Origin of the sequence: Streptomyces venezuelae, from assembly GCF_008642315.1 — a bacterium.
Classification (GTDB): Bacteria; Actinomycetota; Actinomycetes; order Streptomycetales; family Streptomycetaceae; genus Streptomyces; species Streptomyces venezuelae_D.
Map to the genome: position 1 here is coordinate 1,479,730 of NZ_CP029192.1, position 23,849 is coordinate 1,503,578.

General features: G+C 73.2%; 25 protein-coding genes. 8 read left to right on the plus strand and 17 right to left on the minus strand.

Annotated features, from left to right (window positions below):
- Positions 1–6: 6 nt before the first annotated feature.
- Positions 7–1,860, minus strand: coding sequence for a transketolase (locus DEJ48_RS06110; RefSeq protein ID WP_150215170.1), 1,854 nt, complete (start codon positions 1,858–1,860; stop codon positions 7–9).
- On the minus strand, positions 1,844–3,217 hold the full coding sequence (locus tag DEJ48_RS06115) for an NAD(P)/FAD-dependent oxidoreductase (RefSeq protein ID WP_150215172.1): 1,374 nt from the start codon (positions 3,215–3,217) through the stop codon (positions 1,844–1,846). Before DEJ48_RS06115 ends, DEJ48_RS06110 begins: the two co-directional genes overlap by 17 nt.
- 221 nt (positions 3,218–3,438) lie before the next feature.
- Between DEJ48_RS06115 and DEJ48_RS06120 the strand changes: the two genes are divergently transcribed.
- The 3 genes from DEJ48_RS06120 (at position 3,439) to DEJ48_RS06130 (ending at position 6,027) form a co-directional block, all read left to right on the plus strand.
- On the plus strand, positions 3,439–4,431 hold the full coding sequence (locus DEJ48_RS06120) for a TIGR03557 family F420-dependent LLM class oxidoreductase (RefSeq protein WP_150215174.1): 993 nt from the start codon (positions 3,439–3,441) through the stop codon (positions 4,429–4,431).
- Positions 4,432–4,462: 31 nt separating this feature from the next.
- Positions 4,463–5,560 (plus strand): enolase C-terminal domain-like protein, encoded by a 1,098-nt coding sequence (locus DEJ48_RS06125; protein ID WP_150215176.1) that lies wholly within the window; start codon positions 4,463–4,465, stop codon positions 5,558–5,560.
- Between the two features lie 77 nt (positions 5,561–5,637).
- Positions 5,638–6,027, plus strand: coding sequence for a VOC family protein (locus DEJ48_RS06130; RefSeq protein ID WP_150215178.1), 390 nt, complete (start codon positions 5,638–5,640; stop codon positions 6,025–6,027).
- 17 nt (positions 6,028–6,044) lie between these two features.
- Here the strand turns inward: DEJ48_RS06130 and DEJ48_RS06135 are convergent, their stop codons facing one another.
- Together DEJ48_RS06135 and DEJ48_RS06140 are read right to left on the minus strand one after the other, a co-directional pair.
- The gene (locus DEJ48_RS06135; protein ID WP_150215179.1) at positions 6,045–6,371 is read right to left on the minus strand and encodes a hypothetical protein; all 327 of its coding nucleotides are present in this window, start codon (positions 6,369–6,371) and stop codon (positions 6,045–6,047) included.
- Positions 6,372–6,378: 7 nt separating this feature from the next.
- Positions 6,379–6,936, minus strand: coding sequence for a phage holin family protein (locus DEJ48_RS06140; RefSeq protein WP_150215181.1), 558 nt, complete (start codon positions 6,934–6,936; stop codon positions 6,379–6,381).
- A 169-nt stretch (positions 6,937–7,105) separates the two neighbouring features.
- On the opposite strand from DEJ48_RS06140, the gene DEJ48_RS41025 reads away from it, so the two are divergent.
- The 3 genes from DEJ48_RS41025 (at position 7,106) to DEJ48_RS06150 (ending at position 8,430) form a co-directional block, all read left to right on the plus strand.
- Positions 7,106–7,183, plus strand: coding sequence for a 50S ribosomal protein bL37 (locus tag DEJ48_RS41025; protein WP_370443954.1), 78 nt, complete (start codon positions 7,106–7,108; stop codon positions 7,181–7,183).
- A gap of 150 nt (positions 7,184–7,333) precedes the next feature.
- Positions 7,334–7,690: a VOC family protein gene (locus tag DEJ48_RS06145; protein ID WP_150215183.1), complete on the plus strand. Its 357-nt coding sequence runs from the start codon at positions 7,334–7,336 to the stop codon at positions 7,688–7,690.
- A gap of 38 nt (positions 7,691–7,728) precedes the next feature.
- Positions 7,729–8,430 (plus strand): GntR family transcriptional regulator, encoded by a 702-nt coding sequence (locus tag DEJ48_RS06150; protein WP_223831924.1) that lies wholly within the window; start codon positions 7,729–7,731, stop codon positions 8,428–8,430.
- A 61-nt stretch (positions 8,431–8,491) separates the two neighbouring features.
- Here DEJ48_RS06150 and DEJ48_RS06155 read toward each other — a convergent pair whose 3' ends face one another.
- On the minus strand, positions 8,492–8,881 hold the full coding sequence (locus DEJ48_RS06155) for a VOC family protein (RefSeq protein ID WP_150215188.1): 390 nt from the start codon (positions 8,879–8,881) through the stop codon (positions 8,492–8,494).
- A gap of 255 nt (positions 8,882–9,136) precedes the next feature.
- Here DEJ48_RS06155 and DEJ48_RS06160 point away from each other — a divergent pair, with 255 nt between their 5' ends.
- Both DEJ48_RS06160 and DEJ48_RS06165 read left to right on the plus strand, forming a co-directional pair.
- Positions 9,137–10,435: an amidohydrolase family protein gene (locus DEJ48_RS06160; RefSeq protein ID WP_150215189.1), complete on the plus strand. Its 1,299-nt coding sequence runs from the start codon at positions 9,137–9,139 to the stop codon at positions 10,433–10,435.
- 34 nt (positions 10,436–10,469) lie between these two features.
- Entirely contained in the window at positions 10,470–11,795 is a 1,326-nt protein-coding gene (locus DEJ48_RS06165) for an amidohydrolase (RefSeq protein ID WP_150215192.1), read from the plus strand.
- A gap of 13 nt (positions 11,796–11,808) precedes the next feature.
- Here DEJ48_RS06165 and DEJ48_RS06170 read toward each other — a convergent pair whose 3' ends face one another.
- The 12 genes from DEJ48_RS06170 to DEJ48_RS40190 form a co-directional block, all read right to left on the minus strand.
- Positions 11,809–13,782 (minus strand): DUF5107 domain-containing protein, encoded by a 1,974-nt coding sequence (locus tag DEJ48_RS06170; RefSeq protein ID WP_190537231.1) that lies wholly within the window; start codon positions 13,780–13,782, stop codon positions 11,809–11,811.
- A gap of 40 nt (positions 13,783–13,822) precedes the next feature.
- Positions 13,823–14,719 carry an arginase family protein gene (locus tag DEJ48_RS06175; protein ID WP_150215196.1) on the minus strand — a complete coding sequence of 299 codons (897 nt, stop codon included), beginning with the start codon at positions 14,717–14,719 and terminating at the stop codon, positions 13,823–13,825.
- A 33-nt stretch (positions 14,720–14,752) separates the two neighbouring features.
- Positions 14,753–15,334: a GNAT family N-acetyltransferase gene (locus tag DEJ48_RS06180; protein WP_150215198.1), complete on the minus strand. Its 582-nt coding sequence runs from the start codon at positions 15,332–15,334 to the stop codon at positions 14,753–14,755.
- Between the two features lie 20 nt (positions 15,335–15,354).
- Positions 15,355–15,669 carry a PASTA domain-containing protein gene (locus DEJ48_RS06185; RefSeq protein ID WP_150215200.1) on the minus strand — a complete coding sequence of 105 codons (315 nt, stop codon included), beginning with the start codon at positions 15,667–15,669 and terminating at the stop codon, positions 15,355–15,357.
- The gene (locus tag DEJ48_RS06190) at positions 15,666–15,911 is read right to left on the minus strand and encodes a DUF1049 domain-containing protein (RefSeq protein ID WP_150174123.1); all 246 of its coding nucleotides are present in this window, start codon (positions 15,909–15,911) and stop codon (positions 15,666–15,668) included. The genes DEJ48_RS06185 and DEJ48_RS06190 overlap by 4 nt, the downstream gene beginning before the upstream one ends.
- A 136-nt stretch (positions 15,912–16,047) precedes the next feature.
- Entirely contained in the window at positions 16,048–17,832 is a 1,785-nt protein-coding gene (locus DEJ48_RS06195; RefSeq protein WP_223831925.1) for a CocE/NonD family hydrolase, read from the minus strand.
- Between the two features lie 139 nt (positions 17,833–17,971).
- Positions 17,972–18,916 (minus strand): LD-carboxypeptidase, encoded by a 945-nt coding sequence (locus DEJ48_RS06200; RefSeq protein WP_150215203.1) that lies wholly within the window; start codon positions 18,914–18,916, stop codon positions 17,972–17,974.
- Positions 18,913–20,907 (minus strand): prolyl oligopeptidase family serine peptidase, encoded by a 1,995-nt coding sequence (locus DEJ48_RS06205; RefSeq protein ID WP_150220997.1) that lies wholly within the window; start codon positions 20,905–20,907, stop codon positions 18,913–18,915. Before DEJ48_RS06205 ends, DEJ48_RS06200 begins: the two co-directional genes overlap by 4 nt.
- A 26-nt stretch (positions 20,908–20,933) precedes the next feature.
- Positions 20,934–22,289, minus strand: coding sequence for a M20/M25/M40 family metallo-hydrolase (locus DEJ48_RS06210; protein WP_150215205.1), 1,356 nt, complete (start codon positions 22,287–22,289; stop codon positions 20,934–20,936).
- Complete coding sequence (locus tag DEJ48_RS06215) at positions 22,282–23,115, minus strand: M55 family metallopeptidase (protein ID WP_150215207.1); 834 nt, start codon at positions 23,113–23,115, stop codon at positions 22,282–22,284. The genes DEJ48_RS06210 and DEJ48_RS06215 overlap by 8 nt, the downstream gene beginning before the upstream one ends.
- 16 nt (positions 23,116–23,131) lie before the next feature.
- Positions 23,132–23,605, minus strand: a complete 474-nt coding sequence (locus DEJ48_RS06220; RefSeq protein WP_223831926.1) for a hypothetical protein — start codon at positions 23,603–23,605, stop codon at positions 23,132–23,134.
- A gap of 46 nt (positions 23,606–23,651) precedes the next feature.
- Positions 23,652–23,816 carry a hypothetical protein gene (locus tag DEJ48_RS40190; RefSeq protein WP_223831927.1) on the minus strand — a complete coding sequence of 55 codons (165 nt, stop codon included), beginning with the start codon at positions 23,814–23,816 and terminating at the stop codon, positions 23,652–23,654.
- Between the last annotated feature and the right edge of the window lie 33 nt (positions 23,817–23,849).

The following is a 23,849-nucleotide window of genomic DNA, read 5'->3' on the forward strand; positions in this document are numbered from 1 at the left end:
TCGGTGTCACCGGACCACGCCCTCCTCCACCAGGAGGCGGGCCGCCGCCGCGATCGACTCCGCGTCGATGCCCGCGGCCCGCAGCTGCTCCTCGGGCGACGCCGAGCCGGGCATGCTCCGCACCGCGAGGCGTACCAGGCGCGGTACCGGCCGGCCGTCGGTGAACGCGTCGAGGACCGCGTCACCGAGACCGCCCTGTTCCCGGTGGTCCTCGACGGTCATGAGGCAGCCGGTGCGTTCCGCGGCCTCGCGCAGGGTCCTCGCGTCGACGGGCTTGACGGAGTACAGGTCGACTACGCGCACCGCGATGCCCTCGCGGTCCAGCGCCTCCGCGGCCGCCAGCGCCTCGTGGACCGTCACGCCCGCGGCGACGACGGTGAGCCGGTCGGCGTCACCGGAGCGCAGCACCTTGGAGCCGCCGACGGGGAACTCCTCGTCCGGCCCGTAGATGACGGGCGTGTCCCCGCGTGACGTCCGCAGATAGCTGATTCCGTCGAGCCCGGCCATGGCCGCGACGAGCCGTCCCGTCTGGTGGGCGTCGCACGGGTACAGGACCGTGGAGCCGTGCACGGCGCGGAACAGCGCCAGATCCTCCAGGCCCATCTGCGACGGGCCGTCCTCGCCGATGGCGACACCGGCGTGCGAGCCGACGAGGTTGATGTCGGCGCCGCTCACCGCCGCCATCCGCACGAAATCGTGGGCGCGGGTGAGGAACGCGGCGAACGTCGACGCGTACGGCACCCAGCCGCGCGCCGCCAACCCCACGGCGGCGGCGACGAGTTGCTGCTCGGCGATGTAGCACTCGAAGAACCGGTCGGGGTGCTCCTTGGCGAAGTACTCGGTCCTCGTCGAGTCGCCGACCTCGCCGTCCAGGGCCACCACGTCGCCGCGTGCGGTGCCGAGCGCGGCCAGCGCCTGGCCGTACGCGGTGCGGGTGGCGACGGCGTCGCCCAGGGCGTGGCGCGGCAGTTCGAGGTGGCCGCTGCGCACGGCGTGCATGGCGCGGGCGGCGGCGGGCCTGCGCATCTCCACGCGTACGTCGTGTACGCCGCCCAGCTCCTCGACGGCCGCGTCGGCGTCCGGGAGCGGCTTGCCGTGCAGTCCCTCGCGGTTCTCCACGGAGGCGACGCCCTTGCCCTTGACGGTGCGGGCGAGGATGACGGTGGGCTGCCCGACGGTGGACGCCGCTTCCTGGCAGGCCCGGTCGACGGCGTCGACGTCGTGTCCGTCGGCCTCGACGACGTGCCAGCCGAAGGCCTTGAACCGGTCGGCGTAGGCGCTCAGTTGCCACTCGTGACGGGTGGGCCCGCGCTGGCCGAGGCGGTTGACGTCGACGATGGTGGTGAGGTTGTCGAGGTGTTCGTACCCGGCGTGCTCGGCGGCCTCCCACACGGATCCCTCCGCGAGTTCACTGTCGCCGCACAGCACCCAGACCCGGAACGGGATCCGGTCGAGCCGCTTGCCGGACAGGGCCATGCCGACACCCACGGGCAGCCCCTGCCCGAGGGAGCCGGTGGCGACCTCCACCCAGGGCAGGGCGCGCGGTGTCGGGTGCCCCTGAAGGCGGCTGCCCTGCTCGCGGAAGGTCAGCAGCTCGTCGTCGGTGACCGCACCGGCCGCCTTGTACGCGGCGTAGAGGAGCGGCGAGGCATGCCCCTTGGAGAGGATGAACCGGTCGTTGCCGGGGTGGTCCGGCCGGTCGAAGTCGTAGTGCAGATGGCGTCCGATGAGGACCGCCATGAGGTCGGCCGCGGACATCGACGAGGTGGGGTGGCCGGACCCGGCGGCGGCCGCGGCGCGGACGGAGTCGACGCGCAACTGCCGTGCGATGGAATCGAGTTGTTCACTGCTGTTGGGCATCGGGTGCCTCCTTGGGTGGCGGGTGCTCGGTGGCTCGTGAGGGGCGGTCGTCCGGGTGCGGCAGGCGGGCCACCTCGGGTGAGGCCGATTCCAGCGGGACCGACCAGGAGCGGACGAGGCCCAACTGGACGGCCTGGCGCGGCAGCACGGAGTCCAGGAGCCAGTCCGCGGCGACGCGGACGCGGTTGCCGGGCATGGCCGCCAGGTGGTAGCCGCGGGTGACGGCTCCGGCGAGGGGCCCGGAGAGCGGTACGCCGAGCGGGTTGGCGGCGGCCTGGGCGCCGCCGAGGTCGACGGTGAAGCCGAGGTCGCGGTGGCGGTAGGGGCGGCGCGCGCCGAGGCCGAGGGACGCGGCGACGTTGCGTCCGGCCGTCGCGCCCTGGCGCCACGCGTGCTGGGCGGTCATCGGGGTGTACTCGCCGGGCCCGGTCAGGTCGGGCACGGCCGCCGCGTCGCCGCACGCGAACACCTCGGGGTGGCCCGGCACTTGGAGGTGTGTGTCGACGCGCAGGCGGCCCCGCTCCAGGGGCCGTCCGAGTCCGGCGACGAGCGGATCGGGGCGTACGCCGACGCACCAGACGAGGGTACGTGTGTCGACGGCGTCCCCGTCGTCCAGGAGCACCCCTTCCGGGGTGGCTTCCTTGACGGAGGTGCGGGTGCGGACGTCCACGCCGCGGCGCCGCAGGACGCGGTCGGCGGTGGCCGACAGGCGCCGGTCGAGTTCGGGGAGGACGCGGTCCGCGATGTCGAGCAGCAGCCAGCGGGGCCGGATGCCCTGCCGGAGCGGCTGCTTGCGCACCAGCGCGTCGGTGAACGGCGGTCCCTGCGCGGCGAGTTCGACGCCGGTGTAGCCCGCGCCGACGACCACGAACGTGCAGCGGGCCCGGCAGGTCGCCGCGTCCGGTGCCGCGGCGGCCAGCTCGATCTGGCGGGTGATGTGGTCGCGCAGGTAGAGCGCCTCGGGCATGCCGCGGAAGCCGTGCGCGTGCTCGGCGACGCCCGGCACGGGCAGCAGATTGTTGACGCTGCCGACACTGAGGACGAGCCGGTCGTAGGGCAGTTCGCCGCGCGCGCCCTCCGGGTCGGTGTACGACACCGTGCGCCGCTCCAGGTCGACGCCGTCGGCCTCGCCGAGCGCGAGGCGTACGTGCGGCAGCGTGCCGGAGAGGGAGACGGTGACGCGGCGCGGCTCCAGGACGCCGGTGGCGACGTGCGGGAGCAGCGGCAGGTACAGGAAGTAGTCGGTCGGGTTGAGCAGGGTGATGTCGGCCGTGGTCCGGGTCAGCCGGGACAGGGTGCGGGCCGTGCGGTATCCGGCGAAGCCGGCTCCGACGACGACGATGCGGGTTCGGCTCACGGTGCGCCTCCGGCGGGTCGAAAGGGGTCGAATCCGGCGGGGTCGGGACCCCACGCGTGCCCCTGCGCGGAGGCCGCCAAACACGGTGCGGTACCGGGGCACTTCACCAGTCGACACCCCCGAGGGGCGCCGCGCGAGGGCCGTTTGCGCCCGCCCGGCGGGGTTACTCGCAGCCGTATCCGCCCGCCCCGCTCCGCCCGCCGCACCGGAGGTGCACCCTCATGCCCGAGTACGGATACTTCCTGGCGACCGAGGAGTTCGGACCCGCAGAGCTGGTCGAGCAGGCCCGCATGGCCGAGCAGGCCGGGTTCGAGTCGCTGTGGATCTCCGACCACTACCACCCGTGGAACGCGTCCCAGGGACAGAGCCCGTTCGTCTGGTCGGTGATCGGAGCGCTCGCGGAGGCGGTGTCACTGCCTCTGCAGACCGCCGTGACCTGTCCGACCGTGCGCATGCACCCGGCGGTCGTGGCGCAGGCCGCGGCGACGAGCGCGGTGCTGACGGGCGGCCGCTTCCGGCTCGGGGTCGGCACCGGCGAGGCGCTCAACGAGCACATCACGGGCGGCCCGTGGCCGCCGGTCCACGTCCGCCTGGAGATGCTGGAGGAGGCGGTCCAGGTGATGCGGAACCTCTTCACCGGTGGGGAGGTCAACCACCGGGGCACCCACTACACCGTCGAGAACGCCCGCCTGTACACCGTGCCGGACGAGCCCGTGCCCATCGACATCTCGGGCTTCGGACCCAAGGCGACAGCGCTCGCGGCCCGCATCGGCGACGGGTTCGTCACGATGACGCCCGACGAGACGCTGGTCTCGCACTACCGCAAGGGCGGGGGCGGCGGAAAACCGGTCAGCGGCGGCATCAAGGTCTGTTACGGCCCCGACCGCCGGGAGGCGGTGCGCCGGGCGCTCAACCTGTGGGGCAGCCAACTGCTGCCCGGCGAGATGGCTCAGATCCTGCCGACGCCCCGCCACTTCGAGCAGCTGGAGCCGCTGGTCACCGAAGAGACGGCCGCCTCGTCCTTCACGTGCGGCGACGACGTCGACGAGCACGTCGCGGCGCTCACCGCGTACGCAGACGCGGGCTTCGACCGGGTGTACGTGGGCCAGATCGGCCCGGAGCAGCGGGGCTTCTTCGACTTCTACCGCACGAAGGTGCTGCCGCAGGTCCAGGGCGCGCCGCCTGCCACACCGGGTGACGGCATCCGCCGTTGACGCCCTTCGGGTACGACTGAGGAACGGTCCGATGAAGCACGAAGTCCCCATTGAACGACCCGCCGTCTCCGCGTACACGGTGCCCGCGGACGGGCCTGAGGCCGACGGCACCCTCGCCTGGGACACCACGACCATCGTCGTCGCCGAGGTCACGGCCGGCGGCGCGACGGGGACCGGGTGGACCTACGCCCCGGCGTCCGTGGCGGCCCTCATGGACGAGGTGCTCGTCCCCGTCGTCCAGGGCCTCGACGCGCTCGACATCCCCGCCGCGCACGACGCGATGACGAAGGCCGTCCGCGACACCGGCCGTGCCGGAGCCGCGGGATGCGCGATATCGGCGCTCGACATCGCGCTGTGGGACCTGAAGGCACGCCTCCTTGAACTGCCTCTCGTGCGCCTCCTGGGAGCGGCCCGCGACGAGGTGCCCGTGTACGGGAGCGGCGGCTTCACGACGTACCACGACACGCACCTGGCGGCGCAGCTGAACGGCTGGGTGCACGGCCAGCGCATCCCGCGCGTCAAGATCAAGATCGGTGAGGGCTGGGGCAGGGCGGCCGCACGCGATGTGTCCCGGGTCCGCACCGCGCGGGACGTCATCGGTCCGCAGGCCGAGCTGTACGTCGACGCCAACGGCGGCTACACCCGCAAGCAGGCGGTACGGGTGGGCCGGGTGCTCGCCGAGCACGGCGTGGGCTGGTTCGAGGAGCCGGTGTCGTCGGACGACCTGCGGGGGCTCGCGCTGGTCAGGGACGCGCTGGTGTGCGACGTGACGGCGGGAGAGTACGGCTACGACCTCCCGTACTTCGCCCGCATGATCCCCTCCGTGGACTGCCTCCAGGTGGACGCGACGCGGTGCGGAGGCCTCACCGAGTGGCTGCGCGCGGCAGCCCTCGCGCAGGCGCACGGCCTGGAGGTCTCCGCGCACGGCGCGCCCCATGCGCACGCCGCGGCCGCCGCGTGCGTGGCGAACCTGCGGCACGTCGAGTGGTTCCACGACCACGTGCGCATCGAGTCGATGTTCTTCGACGGGGCGCTCGACCCGACCGGCGGCGTCCTGCGCCCGGACGGCGGCGTCGGGCACGGCCTCGAACTGCGCGCGGGGGACGTGGAGGAGTTCCGGGTCGTGTGATGCGTGTGCCGCGTACGGCACGTGTGATGTGTGGACGCTTGTGATCAACACCCTTGCGCGCCTGTTATGTTGCGCCGATGTCAACGATCAGGCAGATCCAGGTGACCTTCGACTGCGCGGAGCCCGAGCGGGTGGCCCGCTTCTGGAGCGAGGTGATGGGCTATGTCGTCCCGCGGCCGCCCGAGCCGAGCGGCGCGTGGGCCGTCTGCGAGGACCCGTCGGGCGCCGGTCCGCGCATGTACTTCCAGCGCGTTCCCGAGGGGAAGGTCGCCAAGAACCGGGTGCACCTGGACGTGCGGGCCGGCACCGGGCTGGTGGGAGCGGAGCGCCTGGCCGCCCTGGAGGCGGAATGCGCCCGGCTGGTCGCGCTCGGCGCGGTCCACCTGTACACGCAGTTCGCCGACGAGGAGAACGAGTCGTGCATCACGATGCAGGACGTCGAGGGCAACGAGTTCTGCCTGGACTGAGCCGTCCGTGACGGGACTCAGGGGGTGTCGCCGTGCTGTTCGAGGCGGCGCAGGCTGTCGGCGGCGCGTTCCTTCCGTTCGGCCGGCGGCAGCTCCCACCACGCCGTGCCGCGCTCCCCGAGCCCCGTCTTCGCCAGCTGCACGCGGGCCCTCGCCGTCTTGCGCGCCGCTTCGTCGTCACGCGCGGCGCCGACCGCCCTGCGGGCCGCCATCAGGTGATGGACCAGCCGCTCCCGCACGTCCTCGGCGAGGTCCGGATCGGTGGCCCGCCACCGTCGCCCCTTGACGACGATGAAGTGACCGTCCTCCGTGCGTTCGACATCGTCTGCGTCCTTCGCGGCCATACGGCCATCATGACCCGGACCCGTCGGTGGCGCGGCCCCACGGCCGGACGCCCGCGCGGCCCGTCGGGGGCGCGGTGGGCGGCATCGGCGGCACGTCGGGGGTGTCGGGCGTGCCCGGCGGGACGGTGGGGGCCGTGGCGGGGGCGGGAGGGGCAGCAGGCGTGGCAGACGTGGCGGCCGTGGCGGGGGCCGTCAGGCCGCTGCCGCCCGGCTCGGGCAGTGCCTCGCCTCCGGGGAGGCCGGCGGCCGACGTCCTGGCGTCGTGGCCGGGGCCCGACCGCGCCGCGTTGCGCAGCAGGAACGCCGCCGCGCCGAGCACCGCGGCCATGATGAGGGCCGCGGCCCAGCCGGGCAGGCCGAGGTCGATGACGAGGCCGAGGGCCAGGACGACCGCGGCGCCCGCGTAGAGGGCGGCGGCGCCCGAGGCCGCGTACAGCGTGGCCTTGCGCCGCTGCTTCCTGGTCTGCTCGCGGAACTCCTCGCGCAGTTCGGCGCGGATCGTGCGCACCAGTTCGTCGGTCAGGCCCTTGTCGAGGCCGGACAGTGGATTCTCTGGACCAGTCATGGCGCCCGGGTACCCGCCCGACCGGCGGCTTAACGAGAACACCGCGCGTGCGACGCCGACCCCACAGGGTGACGCAGGACACACCATGGCCGGTTGTCCCCTAGGGTAGGCGGCGCGTGATCGTCCGGATTCGCACCCGGGAAGCACCATCGGAACCACGGAGGTATCCATGTCCTCGAAGCGACGTCGCAAGAAGAAGGCCCGCCGCAAGAACGGCGCGAACCACGGCAGCCGTCCCCAGTCCTGAATCAGGACCGGCACGGCGAACGGAGGGCGGCACCGAACGGTGCCGCCCTCCGACGTGCTTGCGGTCGAACGGAGTCGGCGGACGGAGTCAGCGGATCTTCTCGCCGGAGGCGGTGGCGAGCGGGCGGTCAATCATGAAATCGTTCCGACCATGGAGATCCTGGGAACCACGCTGCGGATCTGCGTCGAGGACCTGGAGTCCTCCGTCGCGTTCTACGAACGGCTCGCGGGCGGCAAGGCGATGCGTTTCGAGCGCGGCGGCGTCTCCGTCGCGGCGATCGGCTGCTTCCTGCTGATGAGCGGTCCGGAGCACGAGCTGGAAGTGCTCCGCAAGGTCTCCGCGACCATCGCGGTCAAGGACGTCGACGAGGCGTACATGGTCCTGAACGCGTCCGGCGCACGGGTCATCGCGGGCCCCGTCCCGACCCCCGCGGGCCGCAACCTCATCGCGATGCACCCCGACGGCTCCGTGTTCGAGTACGTGGACCGCCGCGTCACCGAGGCCTGACCCGTATCCTCGGTCCGACCGAGCGGAGGACGGTGCACGTGGCGGGCAGGACGGCGAGTGGCGCGGCGACGGACGGCGCCGGACGGACGTCGCTGAGCGCCCAGGCCCGCGAGGCCGTACGGCAGCGCATCGTCGACCGCCGTTACGCCCTCGGCGCGCGTCTGGTGGAGCGGGAGGTCGCCGAGGAGCTGCGGATGTCCCGCGTCCCCGTCCGCGAGGCCCTGCGCTCCCTGGTCGCCGAGGGCCTGCTGGAGCTGCTGCCGCACAGCGGTGTGCGGGTGCGGCGCCTGGAGCCCGACGACGTACGGCATCTGTACGAGGTGTGGGAGCCCCTCGCCGTCCAGGCGTCCCGGCTCGCCGCGCGACGGGTGGCGCAGCACGCGCCGGACGAGCCGTCCGGTCTCGCCGCGCTCCGTGCCGCGCTCGGCCACGCGGAGCAGGCGTCGGACGCGGACGACGGGGCGCGCGAGGTCGCCGCCCACACGGCGTTCCACGAGGGCATCGTCGCCCTCTCCGGCAATCCGCTGCTCGCCCGCACGATGGAGCAGCTGAGCTGGCAGCTGCAGCTCCTGTTCGGAATGCGCGCCGAGCCGGACCACATGCGGGCCCAGCACCGGCTGATCTACGGGCGGATCGCGGCGGGCGACGAGGACACGGCGGCGGCGAGCACGCTCCTGCACGTACGGGACAGCCAGGCGGTGGCGCTGCGGGCACTGTTCGACGAGAGCGGTCCCGCGTGATGGCCGGAGTGCGGCCCCGCGTGCCGGTCGGTGTGCGGCCCCGCGTGCTGCCGGGCCGCGGTCACACGGCGGTGGCGACCTTCCACAGGTGGCCGTCCGGGTCGCTGAAGTAGCCGAAGTAGCCGCCCCACTCGGTGGCGGCCGGTTCCCTCACCACGGTGCCGCCCGCGGACTCCGCGGCCTGCACGGTCTCGTCGACCTCGTTGCGGGAGTCGGTGAGGTAGTGGAGCGAGACGCCGCGGAAACCGGCTCCCTCCGGAGGGACGCCCGCGTCCTGCGCTGCCGCCTCCCACTCGTACAGCGCGAGCATCGACGACCCCGGCCCCAGGCTGCACCGCACGAAGCCCGGATAGTCCTGGTCGACCTCGCAGCCCAGCCCGTCGACGTAGAACCTCTTGGCGCGGTCCAGGTCCTCGACGCCGAGCATGACGGCGCTCACCTGCAATGACATGGCGGTCTCCTAGCTGTCCCCGTTGCGGCGGATGCGAGTCACGCTATAGCGGCCCTGATCGCCCCGCCTCTTGAGCCAGGTTGTATACCGAGCACAACGCTCACCGGGGCGCCATTCGGAAATACACCCGCAATTACTGCCGCACCTCTCTCGCACCCTTGCCGCCCCGTCGGCGCTTGGTATACAAACTGGCGGACGCTCCCCCTCCGCTCCCTTCCGCTCCCCCCTCCGCTCCCTCTCCCCAGGAGTCGCCCGATGTGCGTTGAGAACACCCCGCCGCCCCCGTCCCGCCTGACCCGGCGCGGGGTCCTCGCGGGCGCGGCCGCGCTCGCGGGCACCGCGGCGGCACTCTCGGCCTCCGCGCCGCCCGCAGCCGCATCTCCCTCCCCCGGTACCGACGGCCGCACCGGGACCGGCACCCGCACCCGCGGCGACCTCGTCATCGACGGCGGCACCCTGCTCGACCCCGCGACCGGCGAGGTCACCGAGGACGCGGTGGTCGTCGTCGCGGACGGGATCGTGCGCGCGGCGGGCAGCAGGGCCCGGACGCGCGTGCCCGGGAACACCCCCGTGCTCGCGGCTCACGGCCGCTGGGTCCTGCCGGGGCTCGTCGAGGCGCACATCCACCTGAACACCGCGGCGGAGGCGCGGGACGCCGTGCTCTCGGGCGCCACCACCGCCCGCAGCGGCTCGACCAACTTCTACCAGGACATCGCCGTACGGGAGTTGGCGGACCGGGCCCCGCGCCTGGCGCCCCGGCTGCGCGCCGCCGGCATCTTCGTCACGCCCGACCTCGGCGACACGGTCCTCGCCGACCCCGACCTCACCCCCCTCGCCACGCTGCGCGACGGGGTGCGCTCGCGCGAGGCACTGCGGCGCGTCGTCGAGGTCAACCTCGCGCGCGGCGCCGACGTCATCAAGACGCGCGTCAACGAACGTGCCGGGCTTCCCGAGCAGGATCCGCTGGCCCAGGTGTACGACCGCGATCAGCTGTCGACCGTCGTCGCGGCCGCCGCGCGGGGCGGCAAGGGCGTGCTGTGCCACAGCTACAGCGAGCAGGGGTGCCACGACGCCGTCCTCGCGGGCGTGCGCTCGCTGGAGCACGGGGTGTACGTCGGCGAGCGCACGCTGCGCGCCATGCGGCGCAAGGGTACGTACTTCACGCCGACACTCACCGCCATCGCCGGGCTCGCCGAGTCGTCCGACCCGGTGCTGGCCGAGCGCGGCCGCACGTATCTGCCGGTGCTCGAACGCGCGGTGCTCGCCGCCCACGAGCTGGGTGTGCCGCTCGCGGCCGGCACGGACTCGTCCGGCGGGGAGGTGGACCCCATCGGGCGCGAGGTGGAGCTGATGCGCGAGGCGGGGCTGCCCGCCCTCGACGCGATCCGTACGGCGACCACGGGCGCGGCACGGCTGCTCGGCCTGCGGGACCGGGTGGGTCGGCTGGCACCCGGGTTCGCGGGCGACGCGCTGCTCGTGGACGGTGACCCGCTGGCGGACGTCACGGTCCTCAAGAAGCCCGTACGCGTGGTGCGTTCGGGCTTCGCTCTCTGACCCGTTCCCTCCCACCCATACTCCAGGAGTCCTCATGACACCCTTGTCCCGCCGCGGAATCATCGCGGGCGCCGCCGCCCTGGCCGGCACCGGAGCCGCCCTGTCGTCCGGCACGGCGAACGCGGCCGCCGGCGCCCGCGGGTCCGACGACCGTCACGGCGACCACGGCGGTCACGGCCGCGGCAAGGCCGTCGTCTTCCGTGAGGTGCGCCCGCTCGGCGCACGCACCCCCGTGGACCTCACCGTGGTCGACGGGAAGATCTCCGACCGTCCCGCGCCGAAGGGCGCCAAGGTCGTCGAGGGCGGCGGCCGGGTCGCGCTGCCCTCCCTCGTGGACGCGCACATCCACCCCGACAAGACGACGTGGGGCGGCTCCTGGGTGACGCGGAAGCCCGCGAGCGGCATCGCCGACTACTGCGCCCAGGACGTGGAGCTGTTCAAGAGCCAGCGGCGCCCGGTCGGCGAGCGTGCGTACGGCCTGATGGCGCACGCGGTGACGCGGGGCACCCGCGCGATGCGGGCCCACGCCGACGTGGCGCCGGCCTACGACCTGGCGGGCCTCGAAGGTGTCGCGCACGCGCGGGACCGGCTGCGGCACGCCCTCGACGTGCAGATCGTGGCGTTCCCGCAGCACGGCGTGGTGCGCGCGCCCGGCACGGCGGAGCTCCTGGAGGAGGCCGCACGCTCCGGTCTCGTCGACTTCGTCGGCGGCATCGACCCGATCAGCTTCGACCACGCGATGGACGAGCAGCTCGACCTCGTCTTCGGGCTCGCCGACCGGCACGGGGTGGGCGTCGACATCCACCTGCACGACCGGGACGAGAAGGGCACGAAGGTGCTGCGCTCGATCATCGACCGCACCCGCGCGCTGTCCCTGCGGGGCAAAGTGACGGTCAGTCACGTGTTCTGCCTGCCGAACCTGTCCGACGGCGAGCTGGGGAAGATCGCCGCCGACCTGGGCGACCTCGACATCTCCCTGACGACCGTGGCGCCGAACGAGTCGCTGGTCCTGCCGATCGCGAAGCTGCGGGAGCACGGGGTGCGCGTCGGGCTCGGCTCCGACGGCGTGCGGGACGCGTGGAGCCCGTTCGGCAACGCGGACATGCTGCACCGCACGCACATACTCGGCTGGGTCACCGACGTCCGCCTCGACGAGGAGCTCACGGACTGCTACCGCGTGGGCGCCCACGGCGGCGCGGACGTCATGGGCCTGCGCCACGCGGACTTCACCCCGGGCGCCCCGGCCGACTTCATCCTCGTACGCGGCGAGAACGTGCCGCAGGCCATCGTGGACATGCCGCAGCGGGACATGGTGGTGCACGGCGGCCGGGTGGTGGCCCGCGACGGCGAACTGGTCTAGGGCCTGACCCGTCTCACCCCTCCGCGGGGCGCATCCGGAAGTCGTACCGCTCCGGTACCGCCTCGCCCGTCGCCGCCGCCCACAGGTCGCCCAGTGTCTCCGCGCCCTCGCGGAGGTCCGACGCCTCGAATCCGGCGTCGAAGACAGCGCGCACGCCGTCCATGTCACCCTCCGCGAAGAGGAGTTGGGCCTCGACCAGACGGAAGCGGCCCTCCGCTCGGGTCGCTTCGTGCAGGCGGTTCCAGACCGCGCGGGCCGCTTCCGTGCGGTGCGCGGCGAGCAGCTCGGTGATGGCCTCGCGGCCGAGCGCGGCGGTGGCCACGGTCCACACGGGGCCGTCGTCGCGGCGCTCCTGGCACAGGTCGTCGAAGGCTTCCGCGTACCGGTCGGCGGCCCGTTCGGTGTTGCCCTCGGCGTGGTCGGCGACGGCGAGGCAGCGCAGCAACGGCCAGCGGGACGGGGCGAGTCCGAGGCCGCGCTCCCAGCTGCGGACGGCCTGCGCCCGGTCGCCCGCATGCCACTGGGCGACCCCCAGGTGGTACTCGGCGAGGGGCCGGGCGGGCGCCGTCTCCAGCATGTCCCGCCAGTGCGGCGCGACGAGGGTCGGTCCGGGTGGCCCGACCTTGCGCGGCTCGGGCACGGCGCCCGTGTGCAGCAGCTCGAGCCACGGCGCCTGGTCGGGGCCGAGCGTCGACTCGGCGAAGGGCGTGCCGGGCAACTTGTGGCCTGCGCGCAGGACTTCGAGGGCACCCCAGCCCGACCCGGTGGCGAGCGTCTCGCCGGGTTCGGTGTCGGCGGAGGCCAGCCACGCCTCGTGGGCCGCGTCGACCGCCTCGCGGGGCAGCGCGTCGGCCAGGCGCGCCGCGACCTCGTCCCGTGCGCCCGCCCACTCCCCGTGCACGCGGTCGGCGGACGCGGACAGCGGCCCGTACGACTCCAGCCAGCTGAACTCGGTCTCCGCGTCCAGGCGTACGTGCTCCAGCTGGGTGCGTGCGAGACCCGACTGGATCTCCGCGTAGCCGCCCGTGCCGGGTTCGGTGAGCCACTCCTGCCAGCGGCGGCCGCCGGGGCTCGTCCCCCAGACGAAGAGCTTGCGGCCGCGCGGCAGGTCGGTGGAGGTCTGGACGAGCCCGTGTCCCTCGTCGTCGAGCGCGGCTATCCAGCGGCGTGCGCCGCCCGGCACGTCGTAGAAGTAGTCGGCGGGGTACTCGCTGTCGCGCGGGTACGTCCGGTCGGCGCCCTCGAACCGAGGGACCGGCACCTTGCGCAGCGCGCCCGTGTACGCGAAGTGCCAGGCCTCGTCGGCGGGGGCGAGGACCCTGCGCCCGTCGGGCACCGCGATGTTCGACCACCAGTAGACGGGGGCGGGCTTCTCGTGCGGATTGCGTATCCGGACGCCGACGTGCAGGAAGTCGGAGTCCTCGGGCAGCCAGAGGTCGACCTGGAAGGGCAGGTCGCGCAGCCGCTCCCACTCCCACAGGCGGAGCATCTCGCCGCCGTCGGGCGCCCGCACGCGGGCCGCGTGCACGGGGGCGCAGGACAGGGTGGTGTGACCGGTGGCGCCGATGTTCCACTCGATGCCGCCGGACGTCCAGGCGCCGTTGAGCGCGAAGGCGGCGGGCTGCAGCACCGGGTTGCGGTACAGCAGTTCGCGTCCTGTCGGCTTGTGCAGGAGGGAGTGGACGCGGCCGCCGTACCCGGGCAGGACGGTGGCGCGCAGCCGGGCGTTCTCCACGACGATCACGTCGAGGTCCGTGTCGGTGCGGTCGCGTCCGTAGCCGTCGAGGACCCGGGTGGGCAGCGGGGAGCTCAGCGGCGCGTACCCGAGCTGCCGCGCCATGTCGCGCGGCAGCCCTTCCTTGGCGCGTTCGTCGAGGGTGTGCACGTTCCGCAGGGGCAGCAGCGGCGGCAGCGGGTTCTCGGGCCCCGGCGCGGCCGCCGGCAGGGTCAGTACGTCGCGTCGCACGGTCGTCTTCACGATCACCATGGAACACGGTCGGCGGAGCGTCGGCCAGGGGCCGCCCAGGTCAGGATTGTGCAAAGGCCTCCACGATCACGTCGGTGAGCAGGTCACCCGCCTTGCCGTCGGGGTCGAGATCGGGGTCGTAGATGGTGACGTTGAGGCCGACGCAGCGCGGGGATCGCACGAACGGCCGCAGCAGGGCCAGGAGTTCCTCGGCGAACAGGCCGCCGGGGTCGGGGCTGTCGACGGCGGGCATCACCGAGGGGTCGAGGACGTCGGCGTCCAGGTGCACCCAGAATCCGTCGAGTTCGGGCTCCTCCAGTGTCTGCGCGACGGCGCGGGCGATGTTCTCCTCGCCCCATTTGCGCAGTTCGCCGACGGTGGCGTTGGCGATCTTCAGGGTGGTGAACTCCGCGCGGTCCTCGTCGCCGTCCCTGATGCCGAAGATGCAGACGTCCTCGTCGCGGACGTAGGGCCGCAGCCCTTCGAGGTCGGTGAGGTCCTCCTGGCCGCGGCCCGTGGCGAGGGCGAGCTCCTCGCCGCCCGCGGCACCGATCCGGTCGGAGTTGCCGGGGTGCCGGAAGTCGGCGGAGCCGTCGATGGACGCGATGCCGTACCGCCCGATGCGGCGCAGGGCGAGCGCGGCCCCCAGCTGGATCGAGCAGTCGCCGCCGAGGACGACGACGAAGTCCTCGCCGCGCACGTGGTGTTCGATGCGGTCGGCGAGCTTGCGGGTGTAGGAGGCGATGGCGGCGGCGTTGAAGACGCCGTCGCCTTCCTGCCAGTCACCCCGGTCGTAGCGGGGCGGCACGACCACGCCGCCTTCGAAGGCGCCGAGGCGCCGCAGGATGCCCCGTTCCCGCAGGGCCCCGGCCAGTTTGTAGCAGCCGGGCACGGTGCCGGGGGCGGGCGGGCGCAGGCCCAGATTGGAGGGCGCGTCGACGAGCACGATATTCCGCATGCCGCCCATCCTGTGCGACGTGCACAGGCCCTTTCAACACTGCCGGTGTCGTCGAACGGAAGAGCGGGGCACAGACGGCCGCATGTCGGCAGTGATCGCCCAGCGCTCGTGGTCGCGCCAGGCCCCGTCGATGAAGAGGAAGTCGGGCGAGAAGCCTTCGCGGCGGAAGCCGGCGCGGCGGACCAGTGCGATCGAGGCGGCGTTGCCGGGCTGGATGTTGGCCTCCAGGCGGTGCAGGCCGAGTTCCTCGAAGGCGTACGTGAGGACGAGCCCGAGCCCTTCGCTCATCAGGCCGCGCCCGGCGGCGTGCGCGAAGGCTCCGTAGCCGAGGGCTCCGCAGTGGAAGCCGCCGCGGACGATGTTGTTGATGTTGATGAACCCGGCGACGGCGCCGCCGTCCCGTTCGCAGACCACGAACCCCGCCTTGGTGGGGTCCTCGATGACCGTCCCCGCGTAGGCGCGGAAGGCGTCGTGGGTGCGCGGCGGGAAGAGCCAGGGCCGGTGCAGCTCCTGGCTCTGGCTCGCGCGGGCGGTGAACTCGGCACCGTCCGCGAGGGTGAGGGGGCGTATGCCCACGCTGGGGCCTTCGACGAGGAAGGGGCGGTGTTCGGACATCCGGCCACGCTAGCGGGCTCTCAGGTGCGGGGGCACCGCTCGCCGGTCTTGACGACGCCGAGAGTGATCGTCTCCCCGTCCAGCCGTTGGCCGGGCGCCGGGGACTGAGTGCACACCTTCCAGTTGGCGGGCCACAGGACGTGCCGCCGGAAGCCGCTGAGATCCGCGGCGTCGACGCGGGTGCGCCAGCCGACGGCGGAGTGGACGTCGGTCAGCGTTCTGCCGCGGAAGTCCGGCATCGGCGGCCCTGCCGCGACGGCCGCGGTGACGGCCATCAGGCCGGCCGCGACCGTGCCGCCCACGACCGTGCCCGCCCGGGCGAGCCGTGCCCTCACCGCCTCCTCCGCATGAAGTAGGCCCCGCACAGGGCGCCGATGAGGCCCGTGCCGAGGAGAGCCATCCACAGCGGGACGGTCACTTCGGGGATGAGCAGGCGGATCTTGGTGCTGCGGGTGTTCTCGAAGATGAACACGAGGGTGAGGACGACGACCGCGGCGACGGCCACCCTGCCGGGCGTCATCAGCCCGCCGCCCGGGCCGCCGCCCTGGGAGCCGCCCGTGGAGGTGTTGGGGCTCATGTTGTGGACCCTTCCGTCGGAGGTACTCCGGCCTCCCCCGCTCCCCAGCATGGGCAGCCGGGGGGCGGAGCGCGCGGTGGGGGTGCCTCCGGGGTGGGTCGGTGGGCCGTACGGGTGAGCGCGGGGCCCCCGCGGGTCAGTGGCGGACGACCGGCAGCTTCAGGACGCCGGTGTCCTCGGGCGCGCTGGTCACGGTGACGGGCTTGACGCCCCGGTTGCCGCCGTACGCGCCGTCGCTCGCCGCCACCACGAACCGCAACCGGTGGCCCTTCTCGTAGCGGTGCACGATGCCGGGCAGCGACACCTTGAAGGGCTTCGTGACGTCGGGCACCCGCACCGGGGAGACGAGACGGTGGACGAGGGTCTTCTTGCCGTCGGGCGCGACGTCGTACAGCTTGGCGAAGAGGACGAGCTTGTCGGCGGCGTCTCCGGAGTGCTGCACGCGCTCCGTCCTCGGCGAGATCACCTTCAAGGTCGCCTCGGGCGCGCCGACGACGTCCACCGCGCCGCTGAAGGGGTCGGTCGTCCAGTCGAGGTAGGTGCCCTTGGTGTCGTGCGGCGCCGGGTCGGGCAGGCCGATCATCCCGGCGAGCGAGGACTCGGAGTGGCTCGTGGGGATGAGCCAGTTGCGGTACTCGCGGCTGCCGCGGGCCACCTTCGCGCGGTCGTCGACGAGCTTGCCGTCGCCGGACAGGTAGAGCGTGCGGTTGCGCGCGGGGACGTCGGCGGCGGTCGCGTAGGTGCTGTCCGGGTCGCCGATCCAGTCGCGGTAGTAGGCGAAGGCGGGCCCGGTGTCGACGCCCTTCTTGTGGTGGAGGTAGCGGTCGAACCAGGCGAGGACGCGCTTGCCGACGTACGAGGTCTCCAGGTTGCCCTCGCCGAGGTTGAGCTCGCCGGATGCCGGGTCGGTCATGCCGCCGCTGTGGCCCCAGGACTGCCAGATCATCTTGGCGGTGGTGCCCTGCTTCTTCAGCGTCCTGTACGTCGCCTCGGCCTCGTTGAGGTTGAAGAGGCTGTCGGCCTGACCCTGCACGAGGAGTGTCGGCGTCTTCACCTTGTCGAGGTAGGAGACCGGGGAGACGCCGCGTGCGAACTTCTGCAGCGCCTCGGTCCTGTCGGCCGGGTAGCGGCCGGAGTTGAGGGTGCGGATGGTGTCGCAGGCCTTGGTGACGAAGTGCAGGCAGCCCAGGCGGTTGATGCGGGAGGGGTCCAGGTCGGGGACGAGCAGGGGCTGGCCCTCGCCGATGAGGTAGAAGCCGTTCATCCACTGCCACTTGGCGGCGCCGGGGACGCTCCGGTCCGCCGCGTTGTTCGGGTCGAGGGAGTACGCCAGGTCGTTCCAGGTGATCATCGGGACCAGGGCGTCCACACGGTGGTCCACGGCGGCCGTCGCCATCTGGACCGCGCCGCCGTACGATCCGCCGATCATGCCGACGCGCGGGTCGCCTTCGGCGTCGGAGGTGACGTAGTCGGCCCTGGTCCCGTCGTCGGCGGACCGCTTGCCGCCGAGGAAGTCGATGAGGCCGGAGGCCGCCCTGCCGTCGATCTCCGGGTCGTCCAGGGAGATCAGGCACCCGGACTTGCCGAAGCCGAGGCCGGAGTAGACGAGCGAGACGTAGCCGCGTTCGGCGAAGGCCTTGCCGGTCGCGGCGGTCCCGTCGGACTTGCTGCCGCCGAACCCGTTCGTCGTGACGACGGCCGGTGCGGGGTGCGCGGCGTCCACCCCGGCGGGCCGGTACAGGTCCGCGTCGACGGTGCAGCTCCGGCCGCCCGCCTGGACGGTGAACTTCAGCGCGGTGACGGTGTACTGGCCGGGCGTCGTCGCGTCCGGTGTCGCGCCGGCCGGGGCGGGTGCGGCGACGGCGAGCGGGGCGGCGAGTGCCGCCGCGGTGGCGAGGGTCAGGGCACGGCGACGGGACAAGGGGACCTCCACGCTGAGGACGGCCGACGACCGGCGACTACCGGCCGGTAAGTACCGGCCGGAGTCATGCTGTGACACGTGTCATGTCGGGGTCAACGGCTGTGCCGTGTTTTTTCACCACCCCTCCAAAGGAGGACGGTCAGACAAGGGCGGGCTCGTCCAGCGTCAACGTCCCCGCGTCCGCGTCGAGTTCACCCGCCACCCCGAACGGCACAGTCAGCGCTCCCTCGCAGTGCCCGAACCCGAACTCCTCCGCCACGGGCACGCCGAGCCCGCCGAGCCGGTCCGCGAAGAGCGCGCGCAGTTCGTCGCGGTCACCGCACTCCTCCCACGAGCCGAGCACGACCCCCGCCACCCCGTCGAGCCAGCGGGAACGCAGGAGTTGGGTGAGGATCCGGTCCATGCGGTACGCCTCCTCGCCGATGTCCTCGATGCAGAGCAGGCCGCCGCGTGCGGAGGCCCGTGCCGTGGGCGTGCCGAGGTCGGCGGCGAGCAGCGACACACAGCCGCCGAGCGTGACGCCGCGGGCCCGGCCGCCGACGAGGACGGTCGCGCGCGGGGAGCCGGAGCGGATCACGCGGGCCTCCTCGGGCGCGAAGAGCGTGGTGCGCAGGTGTTCCTGGGCGCGGGCGTTCTTGAGGAAGCCGACCGTCGCCGTCATCGGCCCGTGCAGGGTGGCGACGCCGAGGCGGGTGGCGAAAGCCTCGTGCAGGGCGGTGATGTCGCTGTAGCCGAGAAACACCTTGGGCCCCACCGTCCGCGTGGCGCGCAGCATGGCCCGCCAGTCGACGAGGTCGACCATGCGCTGGGCGCCGTATCCGCCGCGGGCGCAGAACACGGCGGCCACGGACGGGTCGCACCATGCCTGTTCCAGGTCGCGGGCGCGGTCGGCGTCCGCCCCCGCGAGGTAGCCGAACTCCGGGTGGCGGTCGCGGACATGGGGCGCGACGACGGGGTCGAGGTCCCAGCCGCGCAGGATGTCCAGGCCCGCGTCGAGGCAGTCGTCGGGGACAGGGCCGCTCGGCGCGACGACGGCCACCCGCGCACCGGGCGTGAGGCGCGCGGGCCGTACGAGGGGTATCACTTGGTGAGCTCCAGAGTGGGGACGCGTCCCGCGAGGTCGATCCTGAACACCTGCGCGTACAGGGAGAGTTCGGCTTCCAGGGCGCGGACCATGGTGTCGGCGCGGCGGAATCCGTGCCCTTCGCCCTCGAAGGCGATGTAGGCGTGCGGCACGCCGCGCCCCTCCATCCTGGCGAGGAACCGCTCGGACTGCGGGGGCGGACAGATGACGTCGTCGAGGCCCTGGAGGAGCAGGAACGGCGCGCTGATCAGCTCGGCGTGGCGGGCGGGTGAGCGTTCCGCGTACCGGCCGGGGACGGCGTCGAGCGGGCCCACGAGGGATTCCAGGTACTGGGATTCCAGGTCGTGGGTCTCCCCCGACGCGAACGCGGCGAGGTCGAGGACCGGGTAGCTGATGGTTCCGCAGGCGTAGACGTCCGTGCAGGTGAGGGAGGCTGCGGTGGTCCAGCCGCCCGCGCTGCCGCCGCGGACGGCGAGGCGGGCGCGGTCGGCGGTCCCCTCGTCGGCGAGGGCGAGGGCGACGGCGGCGCAGTCGTCGACGTCGGCGATGCCCCACTGTTCGCGCAGCCGGTTGCGGTAGGCGCGGCCGTATCCGGTGGAGCCGCTGTAGTTGACCTCGGCGACGCCGATGCCGCGTGAGGTGAAGTAGGCGATGGCCAGGTCGAGCACGAGGGGCGCACGGCCGGTGGGGCCGCCGTGGGCCCACACCACGTAGGGCGGCAGTTCGTCGTCGGGCGCGATGTGGCCGGGGTTGTGCGGCGGGTAGACGTGCGCGTGGATCTCGCGTCCGGCGGGGCCGTAGAAGGTGCGGATGTGCGGTTCCGGGTAGTACGCGGGGTCCACCGGGTCGTCGTGGGCGGCGCCGACGACGCGGGCGCGGCCGGTACAGGTGTCCAGCTCCACGACTTCGTACGCGCTGCGGGGGCTCGCGGCGACGCCGGTGACACGCGAGCCGTGCGCGGCGACCGTCGAGGCCCACTCCGTCCAGGGGCCCGCGGCGTCGACGACCTCGCCGGTCTCGGGGTCGAGTATGCCGAGCGAGGTGGCGCCCTTGCCGTGCACGACGGCGATCAGTCCGCTCTCCAACGGCGCGAACCAGTTCCAGCCGACCTGCCACAGCGGGCCCGCGAACTCCTCCTCGCGCGGGCAGAGCGGCTGCGCGTCGCCGGCTTCGCCGGTGTCGCGCGGGTCGGCCCGGTACAGGTTCCACCAGCCGGTGCGGTCGCTGGAGAACAGCAGCCGCCCGTCGTGGGCCCATTCGACCTGTGCGACGGACTCCTCGGGGCCGCCCGCGACCGTGCGGGCCGGGCCGAACGTGCCGTCGTGGTGCACGTCGGCGAGCGTCAGCTCCGTGCCGTCCCACGGCATGCGCGGGTGGTCCCAGCCGATCCAGGCGACGTGGGCGCCGTCGGGCGACAGGCGGGGCCCTGTGACGAACCGGTGCCTGCCGTCGGACAGTTCGCGCACGGCACCGCGGTCCCCGGCCGCCGTTCCGTCGAGCGGCACCGCGGCGATGACGCGGCGCACGTCGGTCGGCGCCTCGCCGGTGAACTCCTCCAGGACGCACCAGACTTCGCCCCGGTCAAGGCGGAGCACGGGGTCGACCCAGCGCAGGCCGCCGCCGGTGCCGGAGACCGGGGTCAGGGGTCTCGGTTCGGCGCCGGGGGCGTCGGGCTCGTACGCGTACAGGCGCTGGTCGGCGAAGTCGACGAAGACCACGAGCGGACCTTCGGGGCGCTCGGCCCCGGCCCAGGGACGGCCGCCGTACTCGACGACGCGGCTGCGCACGTTCCACGGCGCGGGCAGCACCGTGCGCTCCTCGCCGTCGGGCATGCGCCGCACGAGCGCGCGCCGGCCCGCCTCGGTGGGCCGCGGCGCGGTCCACCAGGTCTCGGCGCCGACGAAGCCCACGAACCCGGGAGCGCCGTCGTGGGTGGCGGCGAGCTCGGCGTCGATCGGCGACGGCCATGATCCGTACGCCAGGGTCTGCATCATGTCCTTCTCTTCCCCCATTTTCGCTAGGCCGTACGCAGAAAGCGGTCGAGGACACGGACGCCGAAGTGGAGCGCGTCGACCGGGACGCACTCGTCGACTCCGTGGAAGAGCGCCTGGTAGTCGAAGCCCTCCGGTGTCCTCAGCGGCGAGAAGCCGTAGCCGGTGATGCCGAGCCGCGAGAACTGCTTGGCGTCCGTACCGCCCGACATGCAGTACGGCACGACGTGTCCCTCCGGCGCGAACTCCTCGACGGCCGCCCTCATGCGCGCGTACGTCGGCGAGTCGACCGGCGCCTGCAGCGCCACCTCGCGATGGTGGAACTCCCAGTCGACGTCAGGCCCGGTGAGTCGGTCAAGCGTTCGTCGGAACTCTTCCTCGCCGCCCGGCAGAAAGCGGCCGTCCACGTACGCCACTGCCTCCCCAGGGATCACATTGACCTTGTAACCCGACTGCAGCATCGTCGGATTCGCGCTGTTGCGGACGGTCGGCGCGACGAGGTCGGCGGTCGGGCCGAGCTTCTCCAGGAAGGCGTCCACGTCGTAGCCCGGCGCGTCGGGGTCGGTCTCCAGGCCGTAGAGCGCGGCCAGCTCGACGAGCGAGGCGCGCACGGTCGGGGTGAGCCGGACCGGCCAGCGGTGCTCGCCGATGCGGGCGATGGCGCCGGCCAGCCTGCTGACCGCGTTGGCGTGGTTGACCTTCGAGCCGTGGCCCGCCTTGCCGCGCGCGGTGAGCTTGAGCCAGCCGGTGCCGCGCTCCCCCGCCGCGATGGGATAGATCTGGTTGCCGCGGCCGTCGTGGAAGGTGAAGGCACCCGACTCGCTGACGCCTTCCGTGCAGCCCTCGAAGAGCGCGGCGTGTCTGTCGGTGAGGAAGCCCGAACCGTCCTCGGCGCTGGCCTCCTCGTCGGCGGTGAAGGCGATCACGAGGTCGCGCCTCGGCCGCACCCCCGCGCGGGCCCACTGGCGGACCACGGACAGGATCATCGCGTCCATGTTCTTCATGTCGATGGCGCCGCGGCCCCAGACGACGCCGTCGCGGATCTCGCCGGAGAACGGGTCGACGCTCCAGTCGGCGGCCTCGGCGGGCACGACGTCCAGGTGCCCGTGGACGAGCAGGGCGTCGGCGCCCGGGTCCGTGCCCTCGATGCGGGCGACGACGTTGGTGCGGCCCGGGGTGCGCTCCAGGAGGGTGGGTTCGAGCCCCGCTTCGGCGAGGCGCTCGGCCGCGTACTCGGCGGCGGGCCGCTCCCGGCAGTCGCCGCCGCCGCGGTTGGTGGTGTCGATGCGGATGAGCTCGGAGGTGAACGTCACGACCTCGTCGAGCGCCCGCGCGTCCACGTGATCGGCGGGCTCCTGCACCTGACCTTGCTGACTAGCCATACTGCTCCTCCACGGCGGCAGAGGCGATCGTCGTAACCGCCTTGAAGGTACGGATCCCCTCGTACATCGTCTCGCTGTCGTACGCGACCTTGCGCTCCCCCGTACGGCGCACACCCGGCACGACGGTCGACGCCATGGAGAGGTGCTCCGCGTCGAACTCGACCTCCACGGTGAACGGACCGCCGTGCACCGGCTCGTGGCGCACGGCGAGCGACGCGGCCTCCTTCGCGGCGGCGCGGATGTCCGCGGCGGTACGGGCCGGGGTGCGGCAGACCGCGGCGTACCGCGAGACGTGGTCCTTGACGGCGACCTTCAGCGCGCCCGGCGCGTAGCCGAGGGCGTCCTCGCAGGCCAGGTCGTCGCCGGTGACGAGCACGACGGGGACGCCGTACTCGGCCACGACGTGCGAGTTGAGCAGGCCCTCGCTGGCCCGGACGCCGTTCACCCACACGCCGGTGATCTGGTTGGCGAGATAGGTGTGCGCGAGGACGCCCTCCATGCCGGCGCCCGCGTGGTAGCCGACGAACGCGATGCCGTCCACGTCGTCGTGCTGCACGCCCTCCACCATGGAGAGCGACTTGTGGCGCCCGGTGAGCATCTCCACCCGGTCGTCCAACTGCTCGAGGAGGAGGTTGCGCATCGTCCAGTGCGCCTCGTTGACGAGCACCTCGTCGGCGCCGCCGTCGAAGAACCCGAGCACGGCGGCGTTGACGTCCGAGGTGAACATCGCCCGGCACCGCTCCCACTGCCCAGTGCCGGGCAGCACGTCGGCCGGCCAGGTCACGCCGGTGGCGCCCTCCATGTCGGCGCTGATCAGGATCTTCATAACCCTCTCCCTCGCATCAGGTGCCGACACCAGTCTCGCAACCACGCCGGGAATCGCGGTGGAGGGGTGTCCAGTGCGGCAGGGCGTCGTCCAGGCGCGGGTCCCGCGGGTCGTCCCACACGAGGCAGCCCCACACGATGCCGGGGACGTCGGGGCCCAGCCGGTCGCCGGGTCCTTCGACCAGCGTGCGGTGGACGGCTTCGAGGTAGGCGGCCGCCGACGGGTGGTCCGGTGCGGTCACGTCGGGCCCCGACATCGTCGACCACCGGCCGACGCCGTCCTCGGACAGGTACCGGCCGTACTCGGGACCGGCCTCGTCCCCCGTGAGCCACGGAACGATCCGCGCCCCGTCCCAGTAGTCGCGTCCGTCGGCCCCGGGCAGGCGCGGTCGCGGCGCGTCCGCGGGCCCGAGCAGCACACCGTCCGGCAGGAACGCCCCGGAGCCGACCTCGCCCTCGTCCTCGTTGGCCTCGATGTACTGGTGCGCCACGCCCCCGCACAGCCGCCACACGGCGACGAGTTCCGCGGGCAGCCCGTTACCCGAGGGCGGCCGTCAACCGGGCCTCGGCCCCACGGATCTCGTCCTCCGTGGCGGGCGGCAGGAGAGAGGCGTACGACGTGGGGGCGTGCACCCGCAGCCAGTCGGTCAGCCGCTGCCATGCGGCGGTGACCCGGACGACCTGATCGTTTCGCTCGGACATCCGGACAGAGTAGTCAGCGGGTACCTCGCCCGC